The following is a 22,047-nucleotide window of genomic DNA, read 5'->3' on the forward strand; positions in this document are numbered from 1 at the left end:
TCCACGGTGGGGAAGGGGATACGGTGGTCGGGTGCGGTCTGTAGCGCGACCCGGTGTCCCTTCTGCGCCATGTCCTTACACTGTCTCGTGGTGATCGGAGTCTCGTGGAGCTCTCTGCGCCCGACGAAGGAGTCGTAAGCCGAGCCGGCCACGATGTGATCGCAGTAGCGGCTTACCGCCTTGCATAATCGTCACGGTGACGAATCGGGCGGGTCGGGGATTCCCACCCACCTCGCGGGGGCCCGGAAGCCGCTGCGTAAAAGTGCGAGGTAGTGATTGCGAGGCCGCCGGATTGGGTAGTCGGTTTACACTCACGCCCAGCTAAAGTCTGGACGCCTGCGATGGGAGGGCTCGATGAGTGTGTTCGTTCGTCGCGTCGTGTGCACCGTGGCGGTGGCATTAGGACCAATGGCCTACGTGGCGGCGGTATCGTCCGGCGTGGCCTCCGCCCAGCCCCCGGATTGCGGTGCCGGCAACTGGTGGAACCCGGGGGCCAATGCATGCCAGCCGGTGGCGCCGCCGCCCCCTGATTGCGGTCCTGGCAATTGGTGGAATCCCGGGGCCAATGCGTGCCAGCCAACGGCACCCCCTGATTGCGGTCCGGGCAACTGGTGGAACCCGGGGGCCAACGCGTGCCAGCCGGTGGCGCCCCCGCCGCCGGAGTAGCGCCTCCCGCTGACGTACGTACCCTCGCCGAGCGCGGCGAGGTGGGATCGGGGCCGTAGCGCGTCCGCGCCCAGCATCGGACCCGCATTGCCCGCACATTGGTGCGAGCCTTATGTGCCGCCGCCACAACGCAATTCGTCACTGTGACGTAATGATGGCGGTAAAGGCCGGTCAGGCGAGCGAGGCCGAGGATCACTCAATGGGCTGCGCGCGATGTCGTGCGGAGGGCGCTCGATTAATTCGTCGCGGGACTGGCGCGTACCCACGACAGATTTGCCAACTGAGCGTTCTGGGCTTGCTGCCATGGGAGGCAGTGGACACGGGGGCTCGTTTTAGCCCCGACGCGACGCGCTAGCCGCTTTGCGCCGGTCAACATTATGCCGATAAGCAACATTATGTCGGGTAAAGTACGCCGTTTTCACCAGATGAATCAGCTTCAAACCAATCCTGTTGTCCTGTCGTGATATATCTGGCGGGATTCGCATTTGACCAACGGTTCTCACCCATCGGGATATCCGGTTCGCAGCAGACGACGCACCGCGACATGCATGCGGTTGCGGCTCGGGAGTGTCACCCGAGCCGCCGAGTGCGCCAGCGCGAGAGATCCGCGTCGAGCACCGCAGGATCGCGTTCGGGAAACACCTCTCCGGTGATCTCCAGGTGCCGGATGCGGCCGAGGTGAAATCCGCGGATGCCTTCACGCAGCCGACACCATCCCACGAACATCCACGAATCACCTCCGCGCAGCAGACCCATCGCCTCCACGTCACGGGTGGTATGGGTCTCGCCGTCCTCGGACGTGTAGTCCAGCCGTATGACCCGGCGCGCGGCGATCGCCTCGGGAATCAGCGAGATCGCCGCCTCTGACGGCGACTGGGCGTCGATGACGAACATAGACGCCAACGCCTCATCGACTGGCGCGCGGTGATCCTCGCGGCTGATCGACAGGACCTTGGCCCGGGCCCGCCGCGCCGCCGCACCATATGGCGAGTTCTCCAGCAAACCAAGCCCCGCGAGCACCGCCAGCGATTCCGCTACCGAGAGATTCAGCGGCGGCAGGGAGTGCTCCCTCAGGATCGAATACCCGCCCGACACCCCGTAGTCCGCATAGATCGGGACCCCCGCGAGCTGGAGCGACTGGATGTCACGCTCAATCGTGCGCTTCGATACTTCGAACTCCTCAGAGAGCCGAGCGGCCGACAACGGCCGGCGTGATCCCCGCAGCAGATCGACCAGTGCGTACAGCCGCTCGGCTCTCCTCATGAACGTGAGTCTGCCCCCGTCCTAGGTGCGGTGCGCGCGCGTCCCGCCGACCGACCACACCTCTTGGATCAGCCCATCCTCGGTGAAGTCGAAGACATCGATCCCGCCCGCAGCCACCTCCCCGTCCCGCACATTCCACAGCATCCGCCCGTGCGGGCCGTCGAGGGCCCGCGCGACCTCGGTGAATGCGACATCCGGATGCTGTTCGCGATACCGATCCAGAAACCGAGCGAAACTCTCCGCGCCGAGCACGTCGTCGCCTGGGTTCGACCCATCGGTATCGGAGTTTAGGAAATGAATCCGGAAATCGTCACTGCAGATCTGACGAGCGATGTCACTGTCCGTGTTCCACATCTGCAACCACACCGCGAGCGCCGCATCCGCAGCGACCGTGTTTGTATCCACCGTGTTCGTGTTCTTGTTCATGGCACCAGCGTCAGACAGCGTCGCGACAACCGTATGTCGGTGTTCATGTGCCAAGGCAAGGGGCACGACACAACCCGGAGAGGCCGCCGCACGGGCTCCACGGGTTCCACCCCCGCGACAAAGGCCATCTCACACCTTCGACCGATACCCGCCTCGACCAGTGGCGCACGCCCGAGCCAAAGCCACAGGCCGCCCACCGCTTGAGCCCAAGGGCGGCGGCAAGTTAGAGCGCCGCCAGCCCGACGCTTCGACTCTCACTCCTCAATTCCGCGGTCCCTGCCGCTCACAAACTCGGACCTCCAACCGACAATCGCTACGCCGCTCCCCTGCGGCCACGGCACTCCAGCACATGGCGCAATACGGCGGAAAAGAATATGGCGGGTTACCAGTAATTGGGAGAAGGCGCACGATCTCTTCTTCCGTGAGTCTCGGACGCGGCTTCGCTTCAACGCGAACGGTGTCGCTTGGGCAACCATTTGCGTTCACTTTTGCGACCGCCAAAAGGAGATCGTCATGCCCGTCGGCCGCGTCTTTGTCGATTGGGTCGTGCGCGGCGACTGCGGTCGTCATATCAGCCCCCGGGACGCCGATAGGCGTTATTGGACGGTCGAAGCTTCGGCTTTCTCGTATATCCGAAGATACGAGCGCGAGATCACGATTGCGGTAACGATCCTTAGCGGCCACAGCACAGTCGTGCTCCTGCACTGCGCGGCGAGCAGGGTGAGCCGCGGTGAAGTTGCCATCGTGACTAAAGACCCTCCCTGCTGCGGCGCGGGAGGGATATGCACCAATCCAATGTGGATGTTTACCGGCCGATGCTTCGGCTATGCCCACCATCACTTCCGGCAACACCAACGTGCCGACCATGCGCATCGCCGAGCGCGCAGCGCGGGCGATCGTCGGTAGGTCGTTCTCCCGTATGTTCTTTCGCGGTGATAGCCGAACGATCACCGCTCGGTATCTATTTGGGCATGCAACCGCGTTTCGACTGGCGCAGCACTATCGGTAACAACAGTCACATGTTTAACCTTGCGCCGTGCGCAATTTGCCCTCTGCCGCCACCGATGTGCCATTGCGCACTGTCTCCCGGCGCGACGCGCTGCGCTACGCCGCCACGTTGGCCGGTCTGGGTGCCGCATCGGTAGCCTGCGGCATGCCGAGAGCGACTGCCGCCGCTCCCCCTCAGCTGATCGACTTTGCCGCACACCAGATTCCGGCGCAGCAGATCCGGGCTGCCGGCTATAGCGGGGTGGTCAACTACGTCTCGTTGTCACGTCCGGGCTCCTCGTTCGGCGCCAAGCCCATCACTCGGTCCTACGCCGACTCACTGACAGCCGCGGGTTTGGTGATTGTCAGTAACTACCAATACGGCAAGCCGGGTGGGTCGACGCCGTCAGACTTCACGCGGGGCTACGCGGGCGGCGTCGCGGATGCGCGCACCGCCTGGCGTTTGCACACCGCGGCAGGCGGCGGCCAGAGTGCGCCGATTTTCTTCACGATCGACGAGGACATCAACCGCAACACCTGGATTCACACCGCGCTGCCGTGGTTTCGCGGAATCAACTCAGTTCTTGGGGTTCAGCGCACTGGGGTCTACGGAGGTGTCAGGGTCTGCCAGTGGGCCGCGGCCGATGGCGTTATCGGGTCTTCGAGCACACCTGGCCGCCGGTGGGCCTGGCAAACTCGAGCCTGGTCCGGTGATCAGGTCCACCCCGCCGCTGTTCTCTACCAGCGCGTCGTGAGCACCGCGTCCAATCCCGGGCCGAAGGTCGGCGGATTCGAAGTGGACGTCAACGACGTCCTGGCCCCGGACTGCGGCCAGTGGAACCTCCATGCGGGTCGTCCAAGCGGCGACGTGCGATAACGTGTTGCCGCCACTTCCGGCAACACCAACGCGCCGCTCATGCTCGTCGCAGAGCACGCAGCGCGAGCGTTCATGGAATAAGTCGGTTAAGCGCCGACATCAAAGATGTTGCGGTGCAATCTGACCCAGGGCTGGTGTGGGCTTATGCGCCAGACGGCAGAACTACGCCGGGTTCATCTGATGAATCAGGCCCGCCGGAGGCCGTGCTCACCGAGGAGGATCTGAGGCAACCAGCTCGAGAATCTAATCCCGTGTGCACACTGCACCACCAGCTTTTGCATGGTGGAATGTGCCCATATGCAACCGCTGAAAAGCGCCTCACCCTGTGTGCGGGTTGACCGATCAGTGAGCGCCGGTCGCTAACTCATCGTCAAGGCCGTGCCCACGGCGACGCTGATCACCACCATGAGGGACACCCAAATCACCGTAATCGACACGCCCACGATCTCTTCTTCCGTGAGGCGCCAACGCGGTTCGTCGACAAGAGCGGTTTTCCCTTAGGGGCGCAACCGCGTTCATTGCTGCGACCGCCAAGAGAAGATCGTTCGCGTCGTCCGCATCCTTCTCGATTGCCTCAAGCGCGGCGATTGCGGTCGTCATATGAGCCCCCAGGATTGCGGTCGCCAACAGGCGTTATCTCGTATACCCACGGTAAGAGTGCAAGATCAAGATTGCGGCAACGCTCCTTAACGGTCGCAGCACAACCTCCCCGCTCCAGGAACAATGGACCATGCGCAGCGCCCGTCCCCTCGAAATCGCGCTCGGCATTGCGCTGGCCACTCGGCGATTCTGAAGGCATGACATCGGGACTGGCGCCCCGGACGGTTCCGCTATCACACGGCGCGGTTAGCGTTGGTGGCCTGAGGCAAGCATTGGCCATGACATCAACCCCTTCTGATGTCGAATTAATCCGCCTCGGGTGATCGACGGCTCGGCCCGTTCGACAGGATAAGGCGATGCCGCCGTACGGATTCGACATTGATGATGAGTTGCACGATCAGTTGCGTGCTCCAGTTCCACCGGGCGTACTGGCATGGGTTGAGCGCCAGACAAAGTGTCAGGTCATTGCGCAGCGGCCGTTGGAAGGCGGCCAGTCCGCGGCGATTCACCGTCTTGTTCTCGATGACCGAAGCGATGTGATCCTGCAGCGATTCGTCTTGGACTGGATCCGCGACGAGCCGTGGGCTCCTCCGAACGAGGTACTGGTCTTAGATCTTTTGGCCGATACATCGGTTCCAGCGCCGAAGGTGATTGCCGCCGACCCGCACGGGCAGGACACCGGTGTGCCCACCGTACTAATGACCGCACTGCCAGGCGCCGTCGTGTGGGACCCACCAGAGCTGGACCCATGGTTGGACGCCGTCATCGACGTCATGATGACGATTCATGGCATACGGGCGCCGCAACAGTTACGCCGGTGGGAGCCTTACCCGCCGGAGAACGCCCCACCGGCGTGGACCCGCTACCGGTGGGCATGGGAAGGCGCCGTCACCACGTACCATGATGTGCGCCCGAGCAGCGACCGAGTGTTCTTACACCGCGATTTTCATCCCGGCAACATCTTGTGGCAGCAAGGCACAATATCCGGAGTTGTCGACTGGGTCTCGTCGTGCGCCGGACCCGTCCAGGAGGATATCGCCCACTTCCGCGTGAACCTGGCCATGCACCACGGACAAGCCGTCGCATCGCTTCCTGCGGCGCTGGATGCACGCCAGCGGCCAGTTTGAGTACCACCCCACCTGGGATCTGCTAACTGCGGTGTCTATGGGCGGCGACGAACCCAACCACCAACTCGACGAATTCATCGCAGCCGCCGCCCACCGCCTCTGACCGCGTTTCCTGATCGACGCCTCCCGCCGAGGCGATCACCGCCACAACTCAATGTCCGGGAAGCAGGAAACAGATCACCCATCCACAGGAATTGACAATTCCTCAGCAAACAGGCGGAGGGGTGTTATTCAGATCAACATTCGTCTGTTGGCGCCAGACGATGGCCCGTGGCTGGGAGCTGGGGCCCCGGGCTACAGCCCGGATGGTACGACGTTGCCGTTTACCGTCACCTCGACCTGGCCGGTCTTCGGGTTGTACTCGATTTTGCCGTGCTCGAAGTTCGATACAAGCAGATCGCCAACGGTGTTCACGTCGCTGGTCGGAAAGCCCAGCGGTCCCGCCGACCCGTTATTGCCGGTGATTGCGGGCGCGCCGTTCGGGTCGCGCGGAACATTCCATGCCTCCCGGATCTTGCCCGTGGTGATAAACGCGGGTGTACCGGCCGCGTCGTTCCTGGCGGTGATCACGCCGCCCTGGAACTGCTGAAATACCAAGCCGCTCTCCCGTTTTCCCGCGTTGCGGTCACCCGTCAGCGGTTTGCCGAGGGCCTGCTTCTGATCCTGGGTTGCCGACGAGTACTTGGCGGCGATCGGGCCGGTCAGGATCACCTCGACGTTGCCCTCACCGATGAGCTTCACCTCCGCGGGCGGCGCTGGAGCCTTAGATGTGGTGGTGGCGTTCACCCCTGCGTGAGGCGGTGCCGACGCGTCGACGCTCTTGCCATTGCCGCAGGCCGCGGTGATCAATGTGAGCGCGGTCAGGCCGACGGCCGCCGCGTGGCGGTAGGCGATCGTTCTCATGAGGTTCCTCTCGCGTCTTCCTGAGGCAGGCGGTCGCGGTCGTCGTGGCTCCGAACGAACTTACCCGCGGTCATCGACGGCGAGCCAGGGCACCTAACGGAGGATCACCGCAGCTTTGTCAGCTGCCCAGCACCGAGACGATCTTCTTGGCGGTAGCCTTGGCCGATCCCGGATTCTGGCCTGTGACCAGCCGCCCATCGACAACGACGTGCGAGGCGAAGGGGATCAGACCCTTAACGTAGCGGGCGCCGCGCTTCTTGATTTCCGCTTCGGCGTTATAAGGCACCAACTTGTTGACCCGGGCCAGGACCTCCTCCGACCAGGCGAACCCGGTGAGCTTGCGCCCGGCAACCAAGAGCGATCCGTCCGACAGCTTGGTGTTGAGCAGGCCGCAGTAGCCGTGGCAGACCGAGGACACGACTCCCCCGCGCTCGAAGATCTCGCGCGTGATGCGTTGCAGGCCTTCGCTATCCGGGAAGTCATACATGACCGCGTGGCCGCCGGTGAAGTAAATCGCGTCATAGGCCGTCGAGTCGATCTCATCGGGTGCGGCGGTGCGGGCCAGCAGCTCCATCTTCGTATCGTCGGCCTTCCAGGCCTTGGCGCTCTTGCCGAAACTGGGGAACTTCAACGAGCGCGGCTCCAGCGGTGAAGTGCCGCCTTTCGGGCTGACGATCGTCTGTTCGTAACCCGCTTCGGCGAAGACGTCATAGGCGTGCGTCAGCTCGGAGAGCCACAGCCCGGTCGGCTGGGTGGGGTCGTCGTAGTGGGCGACGTTGGAGACGACGTTGAGGATGCGCTTGGTCATCCTCCCAGGATTCCACTGATAGCCCGCCCTGTGCCCAGCGTCGACGTGTAGTAGGTGACACCGTTCATCGTTTGTCGATTGTCGTCGGTCTGTGGGATCGACCCCAACTCGTGGTCCGCGAGCAGTCGACCCATTGGAGTTGCGACCGATGTCCAGCCGCGCGCGTCGAGGTACGCGCCGACGTCGTGGCGCTCGCCCTCGAACTCGATCACGGTGAAGTCGGGTTCAAAGCCGTGCCGGCGCCACTTGGCGGTCGCCGCCTGCATGCGTTCGCGGGCCGCGTGGGGGTCCATGTCGGCCGTATTCGGGACGGCCTCGGAGCCGAGTCGACTTCCTGGCGCGCTGAGCGCGGTGACGGTGTCGAGCAGCTGGTCCTGGGCCCCGGGTGCCAGGTAGCCAAACAGCCCCTCGGCGATCCACGCCGAAGCTCTGTTGGGCTCGAAGCCGGCCGCGTTCAGCGCCGTCGGCCAGTCCTCTCGCAGGTCGGTCGCAACCGGGCGCACGTCGGCTTTGGGTTCGGCGCCGAGACTGGCCAGAGTCGTTGTCTTGAACTCGATGACGGCCGGTTGATCGATCTCGAACACCGTCATCCCTTCAGGCCACCCCAACCGATACGCGCGGGTATCCAGGCCCGAGGCGAGGATGACGGCCTGGCGGATGCCCGCCGCGGCGGCATCCGCAAAGAATTCGTCGAAGTACCGTGTGCGCGCCGCGATCGACGCGGGCATCTGTGCCAGGCCCCACGGGCTGCCCTCCACGTCGACATCCGACGCGGACAGCTCACCGGTAGCCCAGCGGGTCAGAAAGGTCACGCCGACCGCGCGGACCAACGGCTCGGCGAAGGGATCGTTGATGTCACCATTCGCGGTCGCTATGGCCCGCGCCGCGGCCACCATCGTCGCCGTGGTTCCGACGCTGGTGGCGGGATCCCACGATCCCTTCGTTGGTGGCATTCTCTACCTCCGAAGTTCTTGGCTACGTTGTGCGTTGCGCTGCGCTCGGAGGCAACGAACTCGCCGCTGCACGGCAAGAAGCGCATCGGCGCCCGGCTTGGGCCGGTGGGCCCCGGAGCGGCCGGACTCAGTGCACCGTCGGCGCTAGGTGCAAGGATATTGCCCGTTGAGCACGCAATTCACCGGTGGTGAGTAGGTACCGCTCAGCACGCCCCTGAAACCACCTGTGGCCGAACTACCGGGCGCAATGACGCGATTCCAATTCGCGGGAGTGAGCACATAGTGCGTGCCAGTCTGCGTGACGGTGCTGTTCCACGAGTGCAAGACGGATTCGCCCGCCGGCAAGTCGAATTCGAGCTTCCAATCGTTCAGCGGCGCCATGCTCGAGTTGGTGACGGTGAAGTGGGCGATGAAACCGCTCTGCCACGAATGGGACACCGATAACGTCGCCGTGGCAGCGGCCGCGTGAGCCGCCGGCGTGATGGCGAGTCCGAGCATGACAACCATCAAGGCCGCCACGCCCGCGTGAAGCGCTGTGCGCCAGCGCTTCACGCAATTGTCCACTCCCGCCATACCAGCAACACTAAAGCCGCAGAGGCGACATCGGGCCTCGCATCGCGGGTAAGCCGCAGTACCTTTGCCCAACCGAAACCGTCATGAAATCTAGCCTTGATCCGTCCCCGGACTCCCCTTAGTCGCGCCCTCGGGTGAGGATCAGCAACGCGATCGGCAGCGTGGCGATCGCGAGGGTCGTGGTCTGCGCAACCGCGGCCGCCGTCGTGAAGTTCTCGAGGTGTGTGACGTGGAAGACCAAGTGCGGGACTGCAAACAGCAGGTAGGCGCCCAGTGCGACCCGGACCAAGCGTCGTTCCATCGTCCTTGCGGCGGCGACGACGACGAGTGCCAGCGCGAGGTTCATCGCGCCGTAATCGCGCATGAGGTGTTCGGAGTACGGCGGGATGCGATCGACCCACGGGACATAGTCGTAAAAGGCCCGAGGAGCCAGCGTCGCGACGAGCCCGACCGCGACTTCCACGAATGCCAAAAACCACAGTCCGCCGCGCAGCACGGGGCTGGTCATCGTCGCCTCAAGTAAGCGCGGATGGCGTCGCGGTACGGCAGCCGGCCGGCGGCTTGTTGTTCTTCGAGGTATTGCTCGAACGTGATCGTGCCGGCGGCGTGCTCGGGGGTCAGCAGCCCGCCGCCACGAATCCCACCAAATACCTTGGCGGGCAATCGGATCGGGGCCATGGGACGACGCCTACCGGCAATCGCCAGGTAACTGCGGGCGAGATCGTCGAGCGTACGCGCCTGTGGACCCCCGAAATCTGGTGCGCGCCCGATCGGCTCGCCGAGGGCCAAACCCGCCAACCGTTCGCCCACGTCGCGCACGTCGACCGGTTGGAATTTCAGGCCTGACGGCAGCGCCATGACCGGCGGTTTCGCGAGCAGGCGCAATACGAAAGCGATCAGGTCGTGAAACTGGGTCGCCCGCAGCACCGTCCATGGCACGCCCGACCCGGCGATCGTGCGTTCGTTGGCGAGCATTCTGCGGTAGAAGGCGAAGGGAACGCGATCGATCCCGACGATGGAGACGTACAGCAGATGCGGTGAACCCGCGCGTTTGGCAGCCGCGACCAGGTTCTCGGTGGGATAGACGCAGTGCACGATCGTGTCGACGCCGTCCAGCGCCGCATCGAGCCCAGCACCGGTCTGCACGTCCCCCACGACATGTTCGACGTCCGCGCGTTGGTTCGGGCGCCGTCCGCGGCTCAGGACCCGGACGTCCTTGCCCGCGGCCGTCAGCTGGTCGACGACGATGTGGCCTATAGTTCCGGTGCCGCCGGTTACGAGTACGGAGTTCGTCACATCTTATGAACCGGATGGCGCCGCCGGATGTGACAACTGCTTGGCAAGAAAGCGCAATTTGTCCGGATTGGCCAAGACCCGCAGCGCCGCTATCTGGTCCCCGGCGATGTCGAAGCATAGGACGCCGGCCAGCGTGTCGCCGTCGAACGCCAGCATCGCCGGCGCGCCGTTGATCTCGGCGACGTCGAGACGCGGACCCGCCTGCGCCAGGTTCCTGCCGAACACGCGCGCCACATAGCGGGCCGTCCGATCGCGGCCCGAGACGACGCGCCGGGCGGCCGCCACCTTGCCGCCGCCATCGGCCGTCGACGTCACGGTGTCGGTCAAGATTTCGACGAGTCCGTCCACGTCGCCGGCCCGGGCGGCGGTAAAGAACCGTTCGACGAGGCGCCGCCACTGCGCCCGGTCCGGTTGGAAGCGCCCCCGGGGCTCACCCAGCCGCTCGCGCGCCCGCCGGTACAGCTGGCGGGCGTTGGCTTCCGAGGTTTCCAGGATCTCGGCGATCTCGAAATGGCTGTAGGCGAACGCTTCTCGGAGCACGAACGCCGCACGCTCGGTGGGCCCGAGACGCTCCATCAGGCTCAGCAGCGCGATCGATACCGACTCGCGCTGTTCGGCGGTCTCGAGCGGCCCGAGCGTCCGGTCATCGGTGAGAACGGGTTCGGGAAGCCACGGGCCGGGGTAGACCTCCCGGCGGGCACGGGCCGACGTGAGCCGGTTGAGGCACAGGTTCGTGACGGCCGTGGTGAGCCAGGCCGGCAGCGATTCGATGGCCTCCGCATCAGCGCGGTGCAGGCGCAGGTACGCGTCCTGCACGGCGTCTTCCGCCTCGCTCGCCGACCCCAACAGTCGGTATGCCAACCCGAACAGACGCGGCCGCTGAGACTCGAAATCCCGCACGACATCGCTCACCCGTGCAAGCCTGCCACCGGTGCGGGCGCCGATCAGAATCGGCGCTGCTGAACCTCCGAAGCGCGCCGTTGGGCTACCCGGATCAAGACGACGGGGTCAGCTCCGCGTGGACCGTGCGACCGAACTTGGACCGCATCAAGCGATGCGCCGACGGGACCAGGACGCCGTGCAGGAAGGGATACTTCTGCCGCAGCAGGCGCCCCACCTGCCGATACTCATCTCCGTCGAGCAAGCGCACGACGCCAGGTTGCACGGGCCCCGTCGGCTTGCCCGACCCCGTGGACGGCCCGAATTCGACGGTTGGGTTACGCCGGATCCGGCGGATCTTGACCGCTTGCTCGAAACTGCGGAAGTAGGCGCGATCGCCGTCCACGACGATGCTGACGGGGCTCGAACCGGGGGTGCCGTCCTTGCGAAAGGTGATCAGCCGGATCGTCTTCTGGCGCACCAACGGCGCCAACGTCTGGCTGGTGGCCATGGGAACGCTGCCCAGTACGTAGCCCAGTTGATGTAACCGCAGCACGAACGCCGCGACCAGCGCCACCGATACCGCACCGAGCGCCCACGCTTGGGCGGGCGAACCTCCCAGGTCAAGGTCCATCACGTGGTTCAGGGTATGCACGGTGTTGGCCACAATGAACCCCGCGAGGGCGACAGCCAGAGCGTCCGCCCAGATCAGGGCGAGCAGCAGCGTGATTCCCAGGCCTATCTGGAACGCGCCGACGTCGTGCAGAAAGTGCTGGTGCTCGCCAAACCCGACGGCACGGGCGAATGAGGGCGGATCGAGCACACACCAGATCCCGATGCCGGTGGTGACCATCCCGACAAAGGCCGTCACCGCGATCAGGTATGCCCGCGCAATGCCACTCAAGCGCTTCATCATGCCGCCTCTCCCACAATTGGCTTGTCTGTTCCTCATTCGCTAGACGGGACGCCGCAGCAACATGTGACATCGCTGCCGACGGCATCGACGGGCCGCCCATCCCTACCGATGAATCCCCGGCACTCCGGCAGTCAGTCCTTCCAGACGAACAAATCGAGAGCGAAGGTAGAAGCCATGCCCCCCGAAACCGCGGCCTTGCCGCCTGTGGTCGATCACCAAACCTGGCGCGCCGAACTCGACAAACTGCGCAAACGTGAGAAGGCCGCCACCCGCGAGCTGGATGCGATCGCCGCCCAGCGCCGCCGACTGCCGATGGTCGAGTTGCCCGACTACACATTGATCGGCGCCGACGGGCCCATCCGCCTGGTCGACGTGTTCGACGGTCGCGCCCAACTCATCGTCTACCACCACATGTGGTCGGACGGCGCGGAGTGGCAGTGCAGCGGGTGCACGGGCTTTACGTCACAGTTCACCCGGCTGGAGTTCCTCGACCGCTATGACGCCCGGTTCGTCGTTGTCACCAACGGACCGATCGAGGAAGCACTCGCCTACAAGCGCAAGGTCGGCAATCGCATGGATTGGTATTCGTCATCGCAGAGCCCCTTCGCCGCCGACATGGATGCGCCACCCGGCGGCGGTTTCGGCGTCAACGTGTTCCTGCGCGACGGGGGCACCGTGTACCGCACGTGGCATACGAACGGGCGGGGCACCGAACAACTCAGTCACACGTTCGCGTTGATCGACGTCCTACCATGGGGCCGCCAGGAGGAATGGCTCGATTCGCCCGAAGGCTGGCCCTCGCGACCCACATACTCGGGATGGCTCGACTCCCCCGCTATCGCAGCCGCCTACGGCCCAGGGACAAACGGGGACAAAGCATGAGCGCCAGCGACGAACGATACGTCGTCACCCGCACCATCGCCGCCTCTATCGCTGGGATGCGACCTCTGTAGCGGCTAAGGAGGATTTTAGCGCGCCTGGCGTGCATCGCCGTTGATGGCTAGTGGCACGAATCCGTCTGTGGCACTAAAGATCTGGAGGGAACCATGGGCCGTTACCGCAGCCGGAACCGCGGAGCAATTGTCAGGTCTCGTATAGACGGGAGCGGCGCCGACCGGGCGTTGAGAGGCGTCGACGTGACGTTGCTGCCGCGGTCGCGGACTTCGACGCTTATCGGGCGCGAGCGCGCCAGTCAGGAATCGCTGTCGGGTCGGCTTCCTTATCTACTGAGATGCCCGCAATCGCCCCTATTGCGATCCGTAGCAGCTGTAGAGTCGGCGATACAAAGAATTACCGAGGTGATCATCTCGCCGCATCTGGTCGACAAATACCACTTGTATAGGCCGAATCTTCGATGACACGTCACCGATCCAACGTAGGAGGCGATTCGGTGAACGGTGATGGCCGCGACCGCACACAGCGTGACATAGCCGATGCTGACCAGCAGGTGGTGACATCGGCTGATGGCGATGAGGCTCCCCGGGGCGCGCGGTTGACCCGCGAAGTGGTTTTGGATACCGCCATCGCGCTCGTTGACCGCGACGGTCTGCCGCAGCTGACCATGCGTCGGCTGGGGGCGGCCTGCGGCGTGGAGGCGATGGCGCTGTACCGCCACGTTCACAGTCGTGGTGACCTGCTCACCGGCATCATTGACCGCCTCGTTGATCGCCTCCACGCCGAACAACTTGCCGCGCGTCGTCAAGAGGACGGCTGGCAGGACTACTTGGTACGCCTGGCGCATGGGGTACGCCAAATCGCCCTTGAACACCCGCAGATATTCCCGCTGTTGGCCACGCATGCGCCCGAAGCGCCATGGGTCCGCCCGCCGCTGCGCAGCCTGCGCTGGATGGAAACCTTCCTCGAGACGCTCTTCTCCTACGGCTTCGACGACGATGCGGCAGTGGCCGCCTACCGCGCCTACACCACGTTCCTGCTGGGCCAGTTGCTTCTGGAAGTGCACGCCCACGGCGCCGAACTACATCCGGACGAGGCCATTCTCGACGGCGAACCACCGCGTCGGCATCTCACGGGCTACCCGTGCCTGCAGCGGTTACAACCGATGTTGTCCGAGGATCACAGCACCGCAGAGTTCGAAGAGGGACTCGAGTCGTTGCTCGATCGCATCGAACTTCTGATGGCTCGTCGCTAATAGGGCTGTCGCCGCCGACAACCCAACAATCGCGCCCACCTGTTTACAACGTAAGCCCTGCTGTTTACGCTGTAAACGACGCGGCGTGCTCGTCAGCCACCAGCAATGCGACTCTGGTCCGTTGCGGCCGAACGGTGCACTGCGGTTCCGGTCAGGCCCGAAACGACGAGGAATACGAAACGTGCGCGTGCATTTGGTCGTTGGATTTGTAGGTATTGCGCTGGCATCGGTGCTCCCGTCCGCCGCGGTTCCCCTCGCCGTCGCCCGGGGATGTCCCGATGTCGAGGTGGTGTTCGCACGCGGCACCGGTGAGCCACCGGGCGTGGGCCCGACGGGACAGGCGTTCGTTGACGCTGTCCGCTCGCGGGTGCGCGCCGGCTCGTTCGACGTGTACCCGGTCAACTACCCCGCCAGCGACCAGTGGGACACCGGCCTCGAGGGCATCAAAGACGCTGGCGCGCATGTGGTTTCCACGGCCAATGGATGCCCCAGGACCAAGATGGTGCTCGGCGGCTATTCGCAGGGCGCGGCCGTGATGGGCTTTGTCACCTCGGATGCGGTGCCCGAGGGCGTTGATCCCGCAACGGTACCGAAACCATTAGCACCTGAAGTGGCCGATCACGTCGCCGCGGTGGTGCTGTTCGGAATGCCCAATGTGCGGGCCATGAACTTCCTGGGTCAGCCGCCGGTGGTCATCGGACCGACGTATGCGGCCAAGACCATCAAGGTGTGCGTTCCCGAGGACCCGGTGTGCTCTGATGGCCTCAATTTCGCCGCGCACAACACCTATGCGGACAACAGCAGCATGATTGACCAGGGCGCAAATTTCGCCGCCGGGCGGCTTAATCAAGATGCCGGGAACCCCCCGATTCCCGGGCCGGCGCCTGTTAACCCACCGCCCGCGCCGGGTGACTGGTCTGGAAACCCCACCGGCTGATGGCGCGGAATGAGGATTGGCTCTGCACGCAGCCACCGCCGACGTGCTCGACGCTTGATTCCATGGAGCCCACAGCAGCAGAAATAACCCCGGCTTTCGAGCATCTCGGCTGGAAGTTCCAGGACCGCACCGACTTCCACGCCCGTGCTGCGCAGTACATCGCCGAGGGACTCGCTCACAATCACTGGATTGAATTCGTCGGGCACGGTAGCCGCGAGCAATTGTGGGCGGAATTGACGGCGCTGCCCGGCATCGCCGACCGGCTTACGGCCGGCGGTGTCGGCGTGACACCGGCATCGAAGTTCTACGCCGTCTTGGACGGCACCGAAATTGTGGACCCCCATACCGCAGTAGCCATCAGTGTGGCGGCCCTCGATCACGCAATCCAGAATGGTTACAACGGCTTTCGCGTGGTCGTCGACGCTACGACACTGGCCCGCCGCCCCGACCAACGAGCCGGCCTGTCGCAATTTGAGTTCCTCCTCTCCCGCACGATGACAGGGCTGCCCTTTTCCGCGCTGTGCGCCTACGACACGCATCAGCTGGCGGGCGCCGCGGACGAACTCATCTGCCTTCACCCCGATCTCAGTGAGCGTGCGCCCCGTTTCCGGCTGCACCCTGCACCGCAAGCAGCGTTCGCGCTGACGGGCAATATCGATTTACACAGCGACGGGCTCTACACCACCGCATTGCAACGCATTTGGTCGCTGCTCGACGATGACCCGCTGATCGTCATCGACGCGCAAGGCCTAGAGTTCATCAGTCACCAGCAGCTTTACACCCTCGATCACTACGCGCGCACCAATGGTCGCACCGTGATCCTGCGAACCGGCCAACGAATCCCCACCAGGCTGGTCGGCGTGCTTCAACTGACGAATGTGGAGTTGCAGCCGGCACCGCCGCACCACGCAACGCAAGCGACCGGGCCCTCCGCCGGGCAGGTCACCTACGCAGGATCGGCGGGATGAACGTAGGGGCACCGCGGTCACGTGGTTTTACAACGGAGTTCGGCAGCGCGCGGACTGCGACAGGCGTCCGCGCCAGCAGTGGGCAGGATTTCGTCACAGCGACGTTGCGGGCCGACGGGAGCCAAGGGCCGGCCAGGTCGAAACCTGGCGCACCGGCGCACCTTTGGTGGCGTGAGGCTATGACGAGGCGGGTTGAGGATGCCATACGGTAACGAAAGCCCCGATGTGGCGGCATCGCGTTCGCGTGCCGAGCCCACCGCGGTATTCACCGGCTTAGCCGACATCGTCTACCAAGGCTCAACGCCCGCAGAGATCTATGCTGCGATCTGCATCGCAGCCACACTCATGGTTCCCGGCTGCGACCATGCGAGCGTCATGTTGCGCGACGACCACATCGCCACGACGGCGGCAGCCAGCGACAGCGTCGCCCGCAAGATCGACAAGCTCGAGCAAGCGCTCGGCGAAGGCCCTTGCCTGGATGCCATCTCGGAGGAAACCCCACAAATCGATCCCGATCTCCGCGCCGGCAGTCAGTGGCCCGCTCTGGCCGCCCGGGTCCTCACCGAAACACCGGTGCACGGAATCATGGGCTTTCGCCTGCTCGTCGGCCCCCACAAAATCGGCGCCCTAAACCTGTTCTCCGACAGCCCCAATGCGTTCGACATGGTGGCCGTCGAACGCGCAATCCTTTTGGCGGCTTTCGCCGGCGTCGCCGCCAACGCCGTGGCTCAAGGCGAAGATGCCGCGACATTGCAACGCGGCCTTGCCAGCAACCGCGAGATCGGAAAAGCCATCGGCATGCTCATGGCGCTCAACGACCTCACCGAAGCCGAGGCCTTCGACACGCTGCGCCGCGTCTCCCAAGAGGCCAACATCAAGCTCGTCGACGTCGCCGCCGCAATGGTGAAACGCCACACCCGCGGCGCCGCGGGTGAGATCTGAACGTGGTCGGCCTGCACGCAACGCACGACAGGTCTCGCGAACAACCCGAGTCGACCTGGGCCTTCACAAGTGATCGGGAATTGATTCCGTTGCGTGCTCCCATCACGCCCGCCGCGCGGTCCTTGTCCGTGCTGCTGATCGAGGACGACCGCGCCGATGCGCTACTCGTCGAAGATCTGATCGATGATGCCGTCAGCGGCATACGGCTGGTGTGGGCGCGGTCGATGGCACACGCGGAGCAGGTGTTGGCCTCGGCGCGGCCCGACTGCGTGCTGCTGGACCTGCATCTGCCGGACGCCAGCGGAATGGACGCTCTCGAGCGCATCACCAAACGTGATGCCACCGTACCGATTGTCGTGCTGACGGGGCTGAACGATGAAGATTTCGGAGCTTCGGCGGTGGCGGCCGGTGCCCAGGACTTCTTGGTCAAGGGCCGCGTCCAACCCGACGTGTTGCGCCGCGCGCTGCTGTATGCGATCGAACGCAAGCGCGCCGAGCTGATGGCCGTCGACCTGGATGCCACCCAGCTGCGGGCCCGCGAGAACGCAATACTCGAACGGGGCCTATCGGCCTCCCCGCTGCTACTGGACAACCCGGGCGTCGACGTCGTCGCCCGGTACCGGCCCAGCCGCGAGCACGCGCTGCTATGCGGAGATTTCTACGACGTCGTCCAAACGCCCGACCGCACCGTGCATGTGCTGATCGGTGAGGTCGCTGAGGACGGTCCCCATGAGGCGCCACTAGGTGCGGCATTGCGGATCGCGTTTCGTGCGCTCACCCTCGCCGGCGTGCACGACGTGGCGAGGATGCACCACCTCGAGCGAGTGCTGCGTTCAGAACGAAGCGGTTCGGGGATCTGCGCCACGGCGCTCACCCTGCAGATCTGCCCCGGCAACCCGCGTCTCAAAACGATCCGTGCCGGGCATCCCGGGATGTTGTTACACGGCGGCGGCACCGTGGAATGGATCATGCCTCCGGCCGGCCCGGCGCTGGGACTGCGCGCCGACGACTGGCCACAACACGAGCTGGAACTGCCGGATGATCAGGGCCTGGTGTTGGTGACCGACGGACTCTTCCAAGGGTTTTCAAGCAACGGCAGCCAACCCCTGGACGAGGACGGTCTGCTCGCTCTGGCCTGTTCCCACGCACACTTGCCCGGCATACAATTCGTCGACGCGCTCATCGACAGTGCCCAAAAGCTTGCCCAGCCGCACGGTGGGTTTACCGATGACATCGCCGTGCTGCGCCTCGAACGGTCTGCCAGATGACCACCATCGCCGCGCTTGCCGCGGCGGCGGTTGCCAGAAGCAACGGCGTCTGGCGGAAGGGAGAAAATCGTGTGGCCATTCAAAAAGAAGAAGCCGGCCGAAAAAGCTGCTCCCGAGGCTAAGGTCTACTACTCCACTCCTTTTGGCGACACGAAGGACGGCAAACAAAAGCCATTTTTGCTTGAACGCGACGGTGCGTGGTTCGTCCCGGTTTTTCGCAGCGTGGAGACGATGAACGAGTTCTATGAACGAATGAACCGCGCCGCGTACATGATACTTGAGGGAGACATTAAAGGCGTGCTGGAGACCAACCGCTCAATTGAGGTGATGAAAAACGTGGGAATTGTGATTGAGCCGTTGAGCGAACATCCCGTTGAGATCGCGCCTGACGTTTGACGGACGCTGACGAGAGTCAGGGCTCGACACTGCGCCAGGCGCGCAGCGCGCTCGTCGTGATGCGGCGCGCCGGCCTGGTTGCGCCTCGCCCTCAGTGGCAGAACCTCAGTTCGCTGCCGCTGAATAATTGCCGGTTTCGGGTCAATCGCGTCTGGGCATTCGCATGCATGAGCTCGCTACGATCCATTCGCTATCTCGCTACTGCGGTAGTAACAGCCTCGGCGGCGCTGTTGAGCGCGCCCGTCCCGGCGGCCTCCGCCGAACCGTGTCCCGACGTCGACGTGGTCTTTGCTCGCGGCACCGGCGAACCACCCGGGGTCGGCGGGGTCGGGCAGGCGTTCGTCGACGCGCTCAGCTCACGAGTCGGCGGCAAGTCCGTGGGCGTCTCTCCGGTGAACTACGAGGCGAGCGGCGACTTCAACGGAGGCATCGCCTTCGCCCGAACCTTTGTGGACGGGATCAAGGACGCCGGCGGCCACATCGAATCCACGGCGTCGAACTGCCCCAGAACCAAAATGGTGCTCGGCGGGTATTCCCAAGGCGCCGCCGTGGCCGGCTTTGTGACCTCCCCTGCCATACCCAAGGAAGTGCCACAGGAGTTCGTGTCCTATGTGCCGCAGCCGTTGCCGCGGACGGTCGCTGATCACGTGGCCGCGGTGGTCCTGTTCGGAACACCCTCCAATGAATTCCTGCGCGGCGCCGGCGCGCCACCCATTACGATCGGTCCGCTGTACGCAGGCAAGACCATTCAGTTGTGCGCCCCCGACGACACGGTTTGCAATGGCGCCCCTCCTGGACCGCCCGGGATCGCGCATACCCTGTACGCGGCGAACGGCATGGTCGACCAGGGCGCGGATTTTGCTGCCCAACATCTGTAGCGCGACAGTGTGAATAGTCCTGAGACACAGCGGTATTGTGGCGCCGGATGCCCGCTCACCACAGGAGGTTGGACGGGTCGATCAGGACATAGTCGCTATCCGATGTCTCGAACTCAATGCCGCGGGGCATCGCGGCTTTCGCCCATGATTGGGGCACCGACAGTGCCCCGATCGAGGACGCGCGACCTAACCGCGCCGTTGCCGCGGCCGTAGCGCCACCGACCTGACCCGGGTGTTGCAGCAACGCTGCGGCCCTTCTCAGTGACGCTGTCTTGTTAAGCGAACTCAGACGGTTTATCGCGAAGTCGGTGGGAGCGGATAGTGAACCCAGTTTTGACAGAGGTGATGTCGCCGTGGACAGGCATGCGTCGAATGTCGTTATCGGCGAACGGGACAGCGCCCGCAGCGCTCGGGGAATCACGGGCATCACGTGGCCGCCGGCCGATACCACTTGCGGAGCCGCGATCAGGCTCCACGCGGTTTCGGCGATCGCGGGGTCGTGCTGGCCCGATCCCACGGTCGGCGGCGTGTCGAATGGTGTCAGAGTTGACGCGGCCGCAGAGGCTGCGGCATAGGCGTACATGGCGTCGACGTCCTGTGCCCAGATCCGTTCGTAGCCAGCGTCCGTGTCGGCGATTGCGGGGCCGTTTTGGGCCAGGCCGTTCGCCGTCACGAGCGCCGTCCGCAGCGTGCGGTTGGCGTCGATCACCGACGGCGGCACCACCGCCCCTAACGCGGACTCGAATGCGTCGACGGACGCTCTCGCTTGGCGCGCGGCCTGCCGCGCCCGCGCGGCGACGGCGTTGAGCCATGCGGTAAAGGACACCACCGCCGCTGCGACCGCGATCGACACCGGGTGCTGCCGTGCCTGGAATAGCATCGACGCCACCGAGCGATAGCTCTCCGCGGTGTCGTATAGCTGCGCCGCCGTTTCATCCCACGCCTCGGCCGCCAGGCTCATCGAGGCCGAGCCGGGACCTGAATACAGTCGGCCGGAATTGATTTCCGGTGGTAGCTCACCGAGACTCACTGATTACTCACTTCAGGTGCGCGTCACCTAACGACGGCGGAGTGCGATGCGCCTGTCCGCTCAAGCGAATGGTTCGCCGGTGCTACGAACGCCTTGTTGAGCGTGAGGCTCCGTTCGGCCTTGGAATACCAGCCTTGCGGTGCGTATTGGCTGGTGTGCAGGTAGCACTGGACACGCACCTCGGCGCTGCCGGGCGTGAAGGTGAGCAGCCTGCTGATCGGAAGTGTGGTGATGGGCATATGGTGGCGGCTCAGTGATGCGACGTTGAGAAACCATGTGCCCCAGCGTTGTTCGATATGGGTTTTGCCGCCATAGCTGTCGTCGGGGTGGGTGTGGGTGTGCCCGGCGATCCACAAGTGAACCCGGCCGGGATGTTCGGTGAGGAAGTCTTCGAACGCCCCGGAGTCTGGTTTGCTGTCCACCCAGTACAGGTAGGACGCCGCGTGTGGGGTTCCGAGTTCGAACGGGCGGTGGTAGTGCTCCAGCAGTTGCCCGTCCGGCCCTTTGCGAACGCCTTCCCACTCCCCGGAGGCCACGGTGGTGTCCTTGAGGACGTAATGGTGGACGACGATGATGATCGAATCGGGGTTGGTCAGCACCATGTGTTTCCACCAGCGGAACGCCTCGCCGCTGACGACGCCGCCCGGGTTGCCGCCGAGCGGGCCCCGCCCCACGGTCTGGGTGGGTTCGTTGCGGTCGCTGAGCATGAGGAACAAGAGGTTGCCCACCCGGAAGGAATAGTGGTCCCACGCGCCCTCGACTGGATAAGGTCGCGCGGCGGCGTCGACTCCGGAGAATTCGGTGTGCTGTCCGAGGGGATCCACCCACTTCTGCCACCACCATGCCTCGGGCTGGTGTAGGCCGCTGCGGTCGTGATTGCCGCAGACGCTGTAGATGGCCTCGCGTCGGTGGCGACGCAAGCTCCCGAACTGGCGGCGAAGCTCGGATCCCTCGGCGTCGTCGGGAAGATGGTGATGGGCCCCGGACATGTCGCCGACGTCGATGGCGATATCCCACTCGAACGGTGGCCCACCTTCGGATCCGCCGGACTCCGAATGCGTTATCGCCTCGGCCAGGCTCCGTCTGCCGTAGCGCTTGTCTGTCCCGACGTGCGCATCACCGAATGCCCAAAGACGAAATGGATTGTCCGGCAGGCGATGATCGTGGTGGTCCTCCGGCATGGGTCTCCTTGTCCGATTGGATGG

Annotated in this window: 23 protein-coding genes and 1 pseudogene; 11 read left to right on the forward strand and 13 right to left on the reverse strand. The window is 64.5% G+C overall.

The genetic code is table 11. The features are described from left to right. Positions 1–1,236: 1,236 nt before the first annotated feature. Together K883_RS20290 and K883_RS20295 are read right to left on the reverse strand one after the other, a co-directional pair. A complete protein-coding gene (locus tag K883_RS20290; RefSeq protein ID WP_020822473.1) occupies positions 1,237–1,929 on the reverse strand; it encodes a helix-turn-helix transcriptional regulator in 693 nt (230 codons plus the stop codon). A gap of 21 nt (positions 1,930–1,950) precedes the next feature. After that, positions 1,951–2,355, reverse strand: coding sequence for a nuclear transport factor 2 family protein (locus K883_RS20295; protein WP_020822474.1), 405 nt, complete (start codon positions 2,353–2,355; stop codon positions 1,951–1,953). Positions 2,356–3,181: 826 nt separating this feature from the next. On the opposite strand from K883_RS20295, the gene K883_RS28625 reads away from it, so the two are divergent. Both K883_RS28625 and K883_RS20300 read left to right on the forward strand, forming a co-directional pair. Continuing rightward, a complete protein-coding gene (locus tag K883_RS28625) occupies positions 3,182–3,364 on the forward strand; it encodes a hypothetical protein (protein WP_020822475.1) in 183 nt (60 codons plus the stop codon). 27 nt (positions 3,365–3,391) lie between these two features. Beyond that, complete coding sequence (locus tag K883_RS20300; protein WP_020822476.1) at positions 3,392–4,219, forward strand: DUF1906 domain-containing protein; 828 nt, start codon at positions 3,392–3,394, stop codon at positions 4,217–4,219. Between the two features lie 359 nt (positions 4,220–4,578). Here the strand turns inward: K883_RS20300 and K883_RS20305 are convergent. Next, positions 4,579–4,819 (reverse strand): annotated as a pseudogene (locus K883_RS20305) (hypothetical protein). 356 nt (positions 4,820–5,175) lie between these two features. Here K883_RS20305 and K883_RS20310 point away from each other — a divergent pair. After that, positions 5,176–5,946: an aminoglycoside phosphotransferase family protein gene (locus K883_RS20310; RefSeq protein ID WP_020822477.1), complete on the forward strand. Its 771-nt coding sequence runs from the start codon at positions 5,176–5,178 to the stop codon at positions 5,944–5,946. A 294-nt stretch (positions 5,947–6,240) separates the two neighbouring features. Here K883_RS20310 and K883_RS20315 read toward each other — a convergent pair whose 3' ends face one another. The 8 genes from K883_RS20315 to K883_RS20350 form a co-directional block, all read right to left on the reverse strand. Beyond that, positions 6,241–6,849: an LGFP repeat-containing protein gene (locus K883_RS20315; protein ID WP_020822479.1), complete on the reverse strand. Its 609-nt coding sequence runs from the start codon at positions 6,847–6,849 to the stop codon at positions 6,241–6,243. A 118-nt stretch (positions 6,850–6,967) separates the two neighbouring features. Next, the gene (locus tag K883_RS20320; RefSeq protein WP_020822480.1) at positions 6,968–7,657 is read right to left on the reverse strand and encodes a type 1 glutamine amidotransferase domain-containing protein; all 690 of its coding nucleotides are present in this window, start codon (positions 7,655–7,657) and stop codon (positions 6,968–6,970) included. Next, entirely contained in the window at positions 7,654–8,610 is a 957-nt protein-coding gene (locus tag K883_RS20325; RefSeq protein ID WP_020822481.1) for an SAM-dependent methyltransferase, read from the reverse strand. Before K883_RS20325 ends, K883_RS20320 begins: the two co-directional genes overlap by 4 nt. A 144-nt stretch (positions 8,611–8,754) precedes the next feature. Next, complete coding sequence (locus K883_RS20330; protein WP_036455755.1) at positions 8,755–9,183, reverse strand: cellulose-binding domain-containing protein; 429 nt, start codon at positions 9,181–9,183, stop codon at positions 8,755–8,757. 118 nt (positions 9,184–9,301) lie between these two features. Further along, positions 9,302–9,691: a hypothetical protein gene (locus K883_RS20335; RefSeq protein ID WP_020822483.1), complete on the reverse strand. Its 390-nt coding sequence runs from the start codon at positions 9,689–9,691 to the stop codon at positions 9,302–9,304. Continuing rightward, complete coding sequence (locus K883_RS20340; protein WP_020822484.1) at positions 9,688–10,479, reverse strand: SDR family oxidoreductase; 792 nt, start codon at positions 10,477–10,479, stop codon at positions 9,688–9,690. The genes K883_RS20335 and K883_RS20340 overlap by 4 nt, the downstream gene beginning before the upstream one ends. Before the next feature lie 3 nt (positions 10,480–10,482). Beyond that, positions 10,483–11,391: an RNA polymerase sigma-70 factor gene (locus K883_RS20345; protein ID WP_020822485.1), complete on the reverse strand. Its 909-nt coding sequence runs from the start codon at positions 11,389–11,391 to the stop codon at positions 10,483–10,485. Between the two features lie 82 nt (positions 11,392–11,473). Further along, positions 11,474–12,274, reverse strand: coding sequence for a PPOX class F420-dependent oxidoreductase (locus K883_RS20350; RefSeq protein WP_020822486.1), 801 nt, complete (start codon positions 12,272–12,274; stop codon positions 11,474–11,476). A 174-nt stretch (positions 12,275–12,448) separates the two neighbouring features. Here K883_RS20350 and K883_RS20355 point away from each other — a divergent pair, with 174 nt between their 5' ends. The 8 genes from K883_RS20355 (at position 12,449) to K883_RS20390 (ending at position 19,812) form a co-directional block, all read left to right on the forward strand. After that, positions 12,449–13,156 (forward strand): DUF899 domain-containing protein, encoded by a 708-nt coding sequence (locus tag K883_RS20355; RefSeq protein WP_036455758.1) that lies wholly within the window; start codon positions 12,449–12,451, stop codon positions 13,154–13,156. A 508-nt stretch (positions 13,157–13,664) separates the two neighbouring features. After that, the gene (locus K883_RS20360) at positions 13,665–14,423 is read left to right on the forward strand and encodes a TetR/AcrR family transcriptional regulator C-terminal domain-containing protein (RefSeq protein ID WP_020822488.1); all 759 of its coding nucleotides are present in this window, start codon (positions 13,665–13,667) and stop codon (positions 14,421–14,423) included. A 187-nt stretch (positions 14,424–14,610) separates the two neighbouring features. Then, the gene (locus K883_RS20365) at positions 14,611–15,360 is read left to right on the forward strand and encodes a cutinase family protein (RefSeq protein WP_036455759.1); all 750 of its coding nucleotides are present in this window, start codon (positions 14,611–14,613) and stop codon (positions 15,358–15,360) included. An 83-nt stretch (positions 15,361–15,443) separates the two neighbouring features. Then, on the forward strand, positions 15,444–16,328 hold the full coding sequence (locus tag K883_RS20370; protein ID WP_036455905.1) for an MEDS domain-containing protein: 885 nt from the start codon (positions 15,444–15,446) through the stop codon (positions 16,326–16,328). Between the two features lie 198 nt (positions 16,329–16,526). Then, positions 16,527–17,270 (forward strand): GAF and ANTAR domain-containing protein, encoded by a 744-nt coding sequence (locus tag K883_RS20375; RefSeq protein WP_020822491.1) that lies wholly within the window; start codon positions 16,527–16,529, stop codon positions 17,268–17,270. Between the two features lie 122 nt (positions 17,271–17,392). Beyond that, positions 17,393–18,538 carry a PP2C family protein-serine/threonine phosphatase gene (locus tag K883_RS20380; protein ID WP_036455907.1) on the forward strand — a complete coding sequence of 382 codons (1,146 nt, stop codon included), beginning with the start codon at positions 17,393–17,395 and terminating at the stop codon, positions 18,536–18,538. A 69-nt stretch (positions 18,539–18,607) separates the two neighbouring features. Continuing rightward, the gene (locus tag K883_RS20385) at positions 18,608–18,934 is read left to right on the forward strand and encodes a hypothetical protein (protein ID WP_014711584.1); all 327 of its coding nucleotides are present in this window, start codon (positions 18,608–18,610) and stop codon (positions 18,932–18,934) included. A 167-nt stretch (positions 18,935–19,101) separates the two neighbouring features. Continuing rightward, positions 19,102–19,812: a cutinase family protein gene (locus K883_RS20390; RefSeq protein ID WP_036455910.1), complete on the forward strand. Its 711-nt coding sequence runs from the start codon at positions 19,102–19,104 to the stop codon at positions 19,810–19,812. 55 nt (positions 19,813–19,867) lie between these two features. On the opposite strand, the gene K883_RS20395 is transcribed toward K883_RS20390, so the two are convergent. Together K883_RS20395 and K883_RS20400 are read right to left on the reverse strand one after the other, a co-directional pair. Further along, positions 19,868–20,842, reverse strand: coding sequence for a PPE family protein (locus tag K883_RS20395; protein WP_020822494.1), 975 nt, complete (start codon positions 20,840–20,842; stop codon positions 19,868–19,870). A gap of 23 nt (positions 20,843–20,865) precedes the next feature. Beyond that, complete coding sequence (locus tag K883_RS20400) at positions 20,866–22,023, reverse strand: metallophosphoesterase (protein WP_020822495.1); 1,158 nt, start codon at positions 22,021–22,023, stop codon at positions 20,866–20,868. Positions 22,024–22,047: the final 24 nt, after the last annotated feature.

Origin of the sequence: Mycobacterium sp. TKK-01-0059 (assembly GCF_000709305.1) — a bacterium.
Taxonomy (GTDB): Bacteria; Actinomycetota; Actinomycetes; order Mycobacteriales; family Mycobacteriaceae; genus Mycobacterium; species Mycobacterium intracellulare.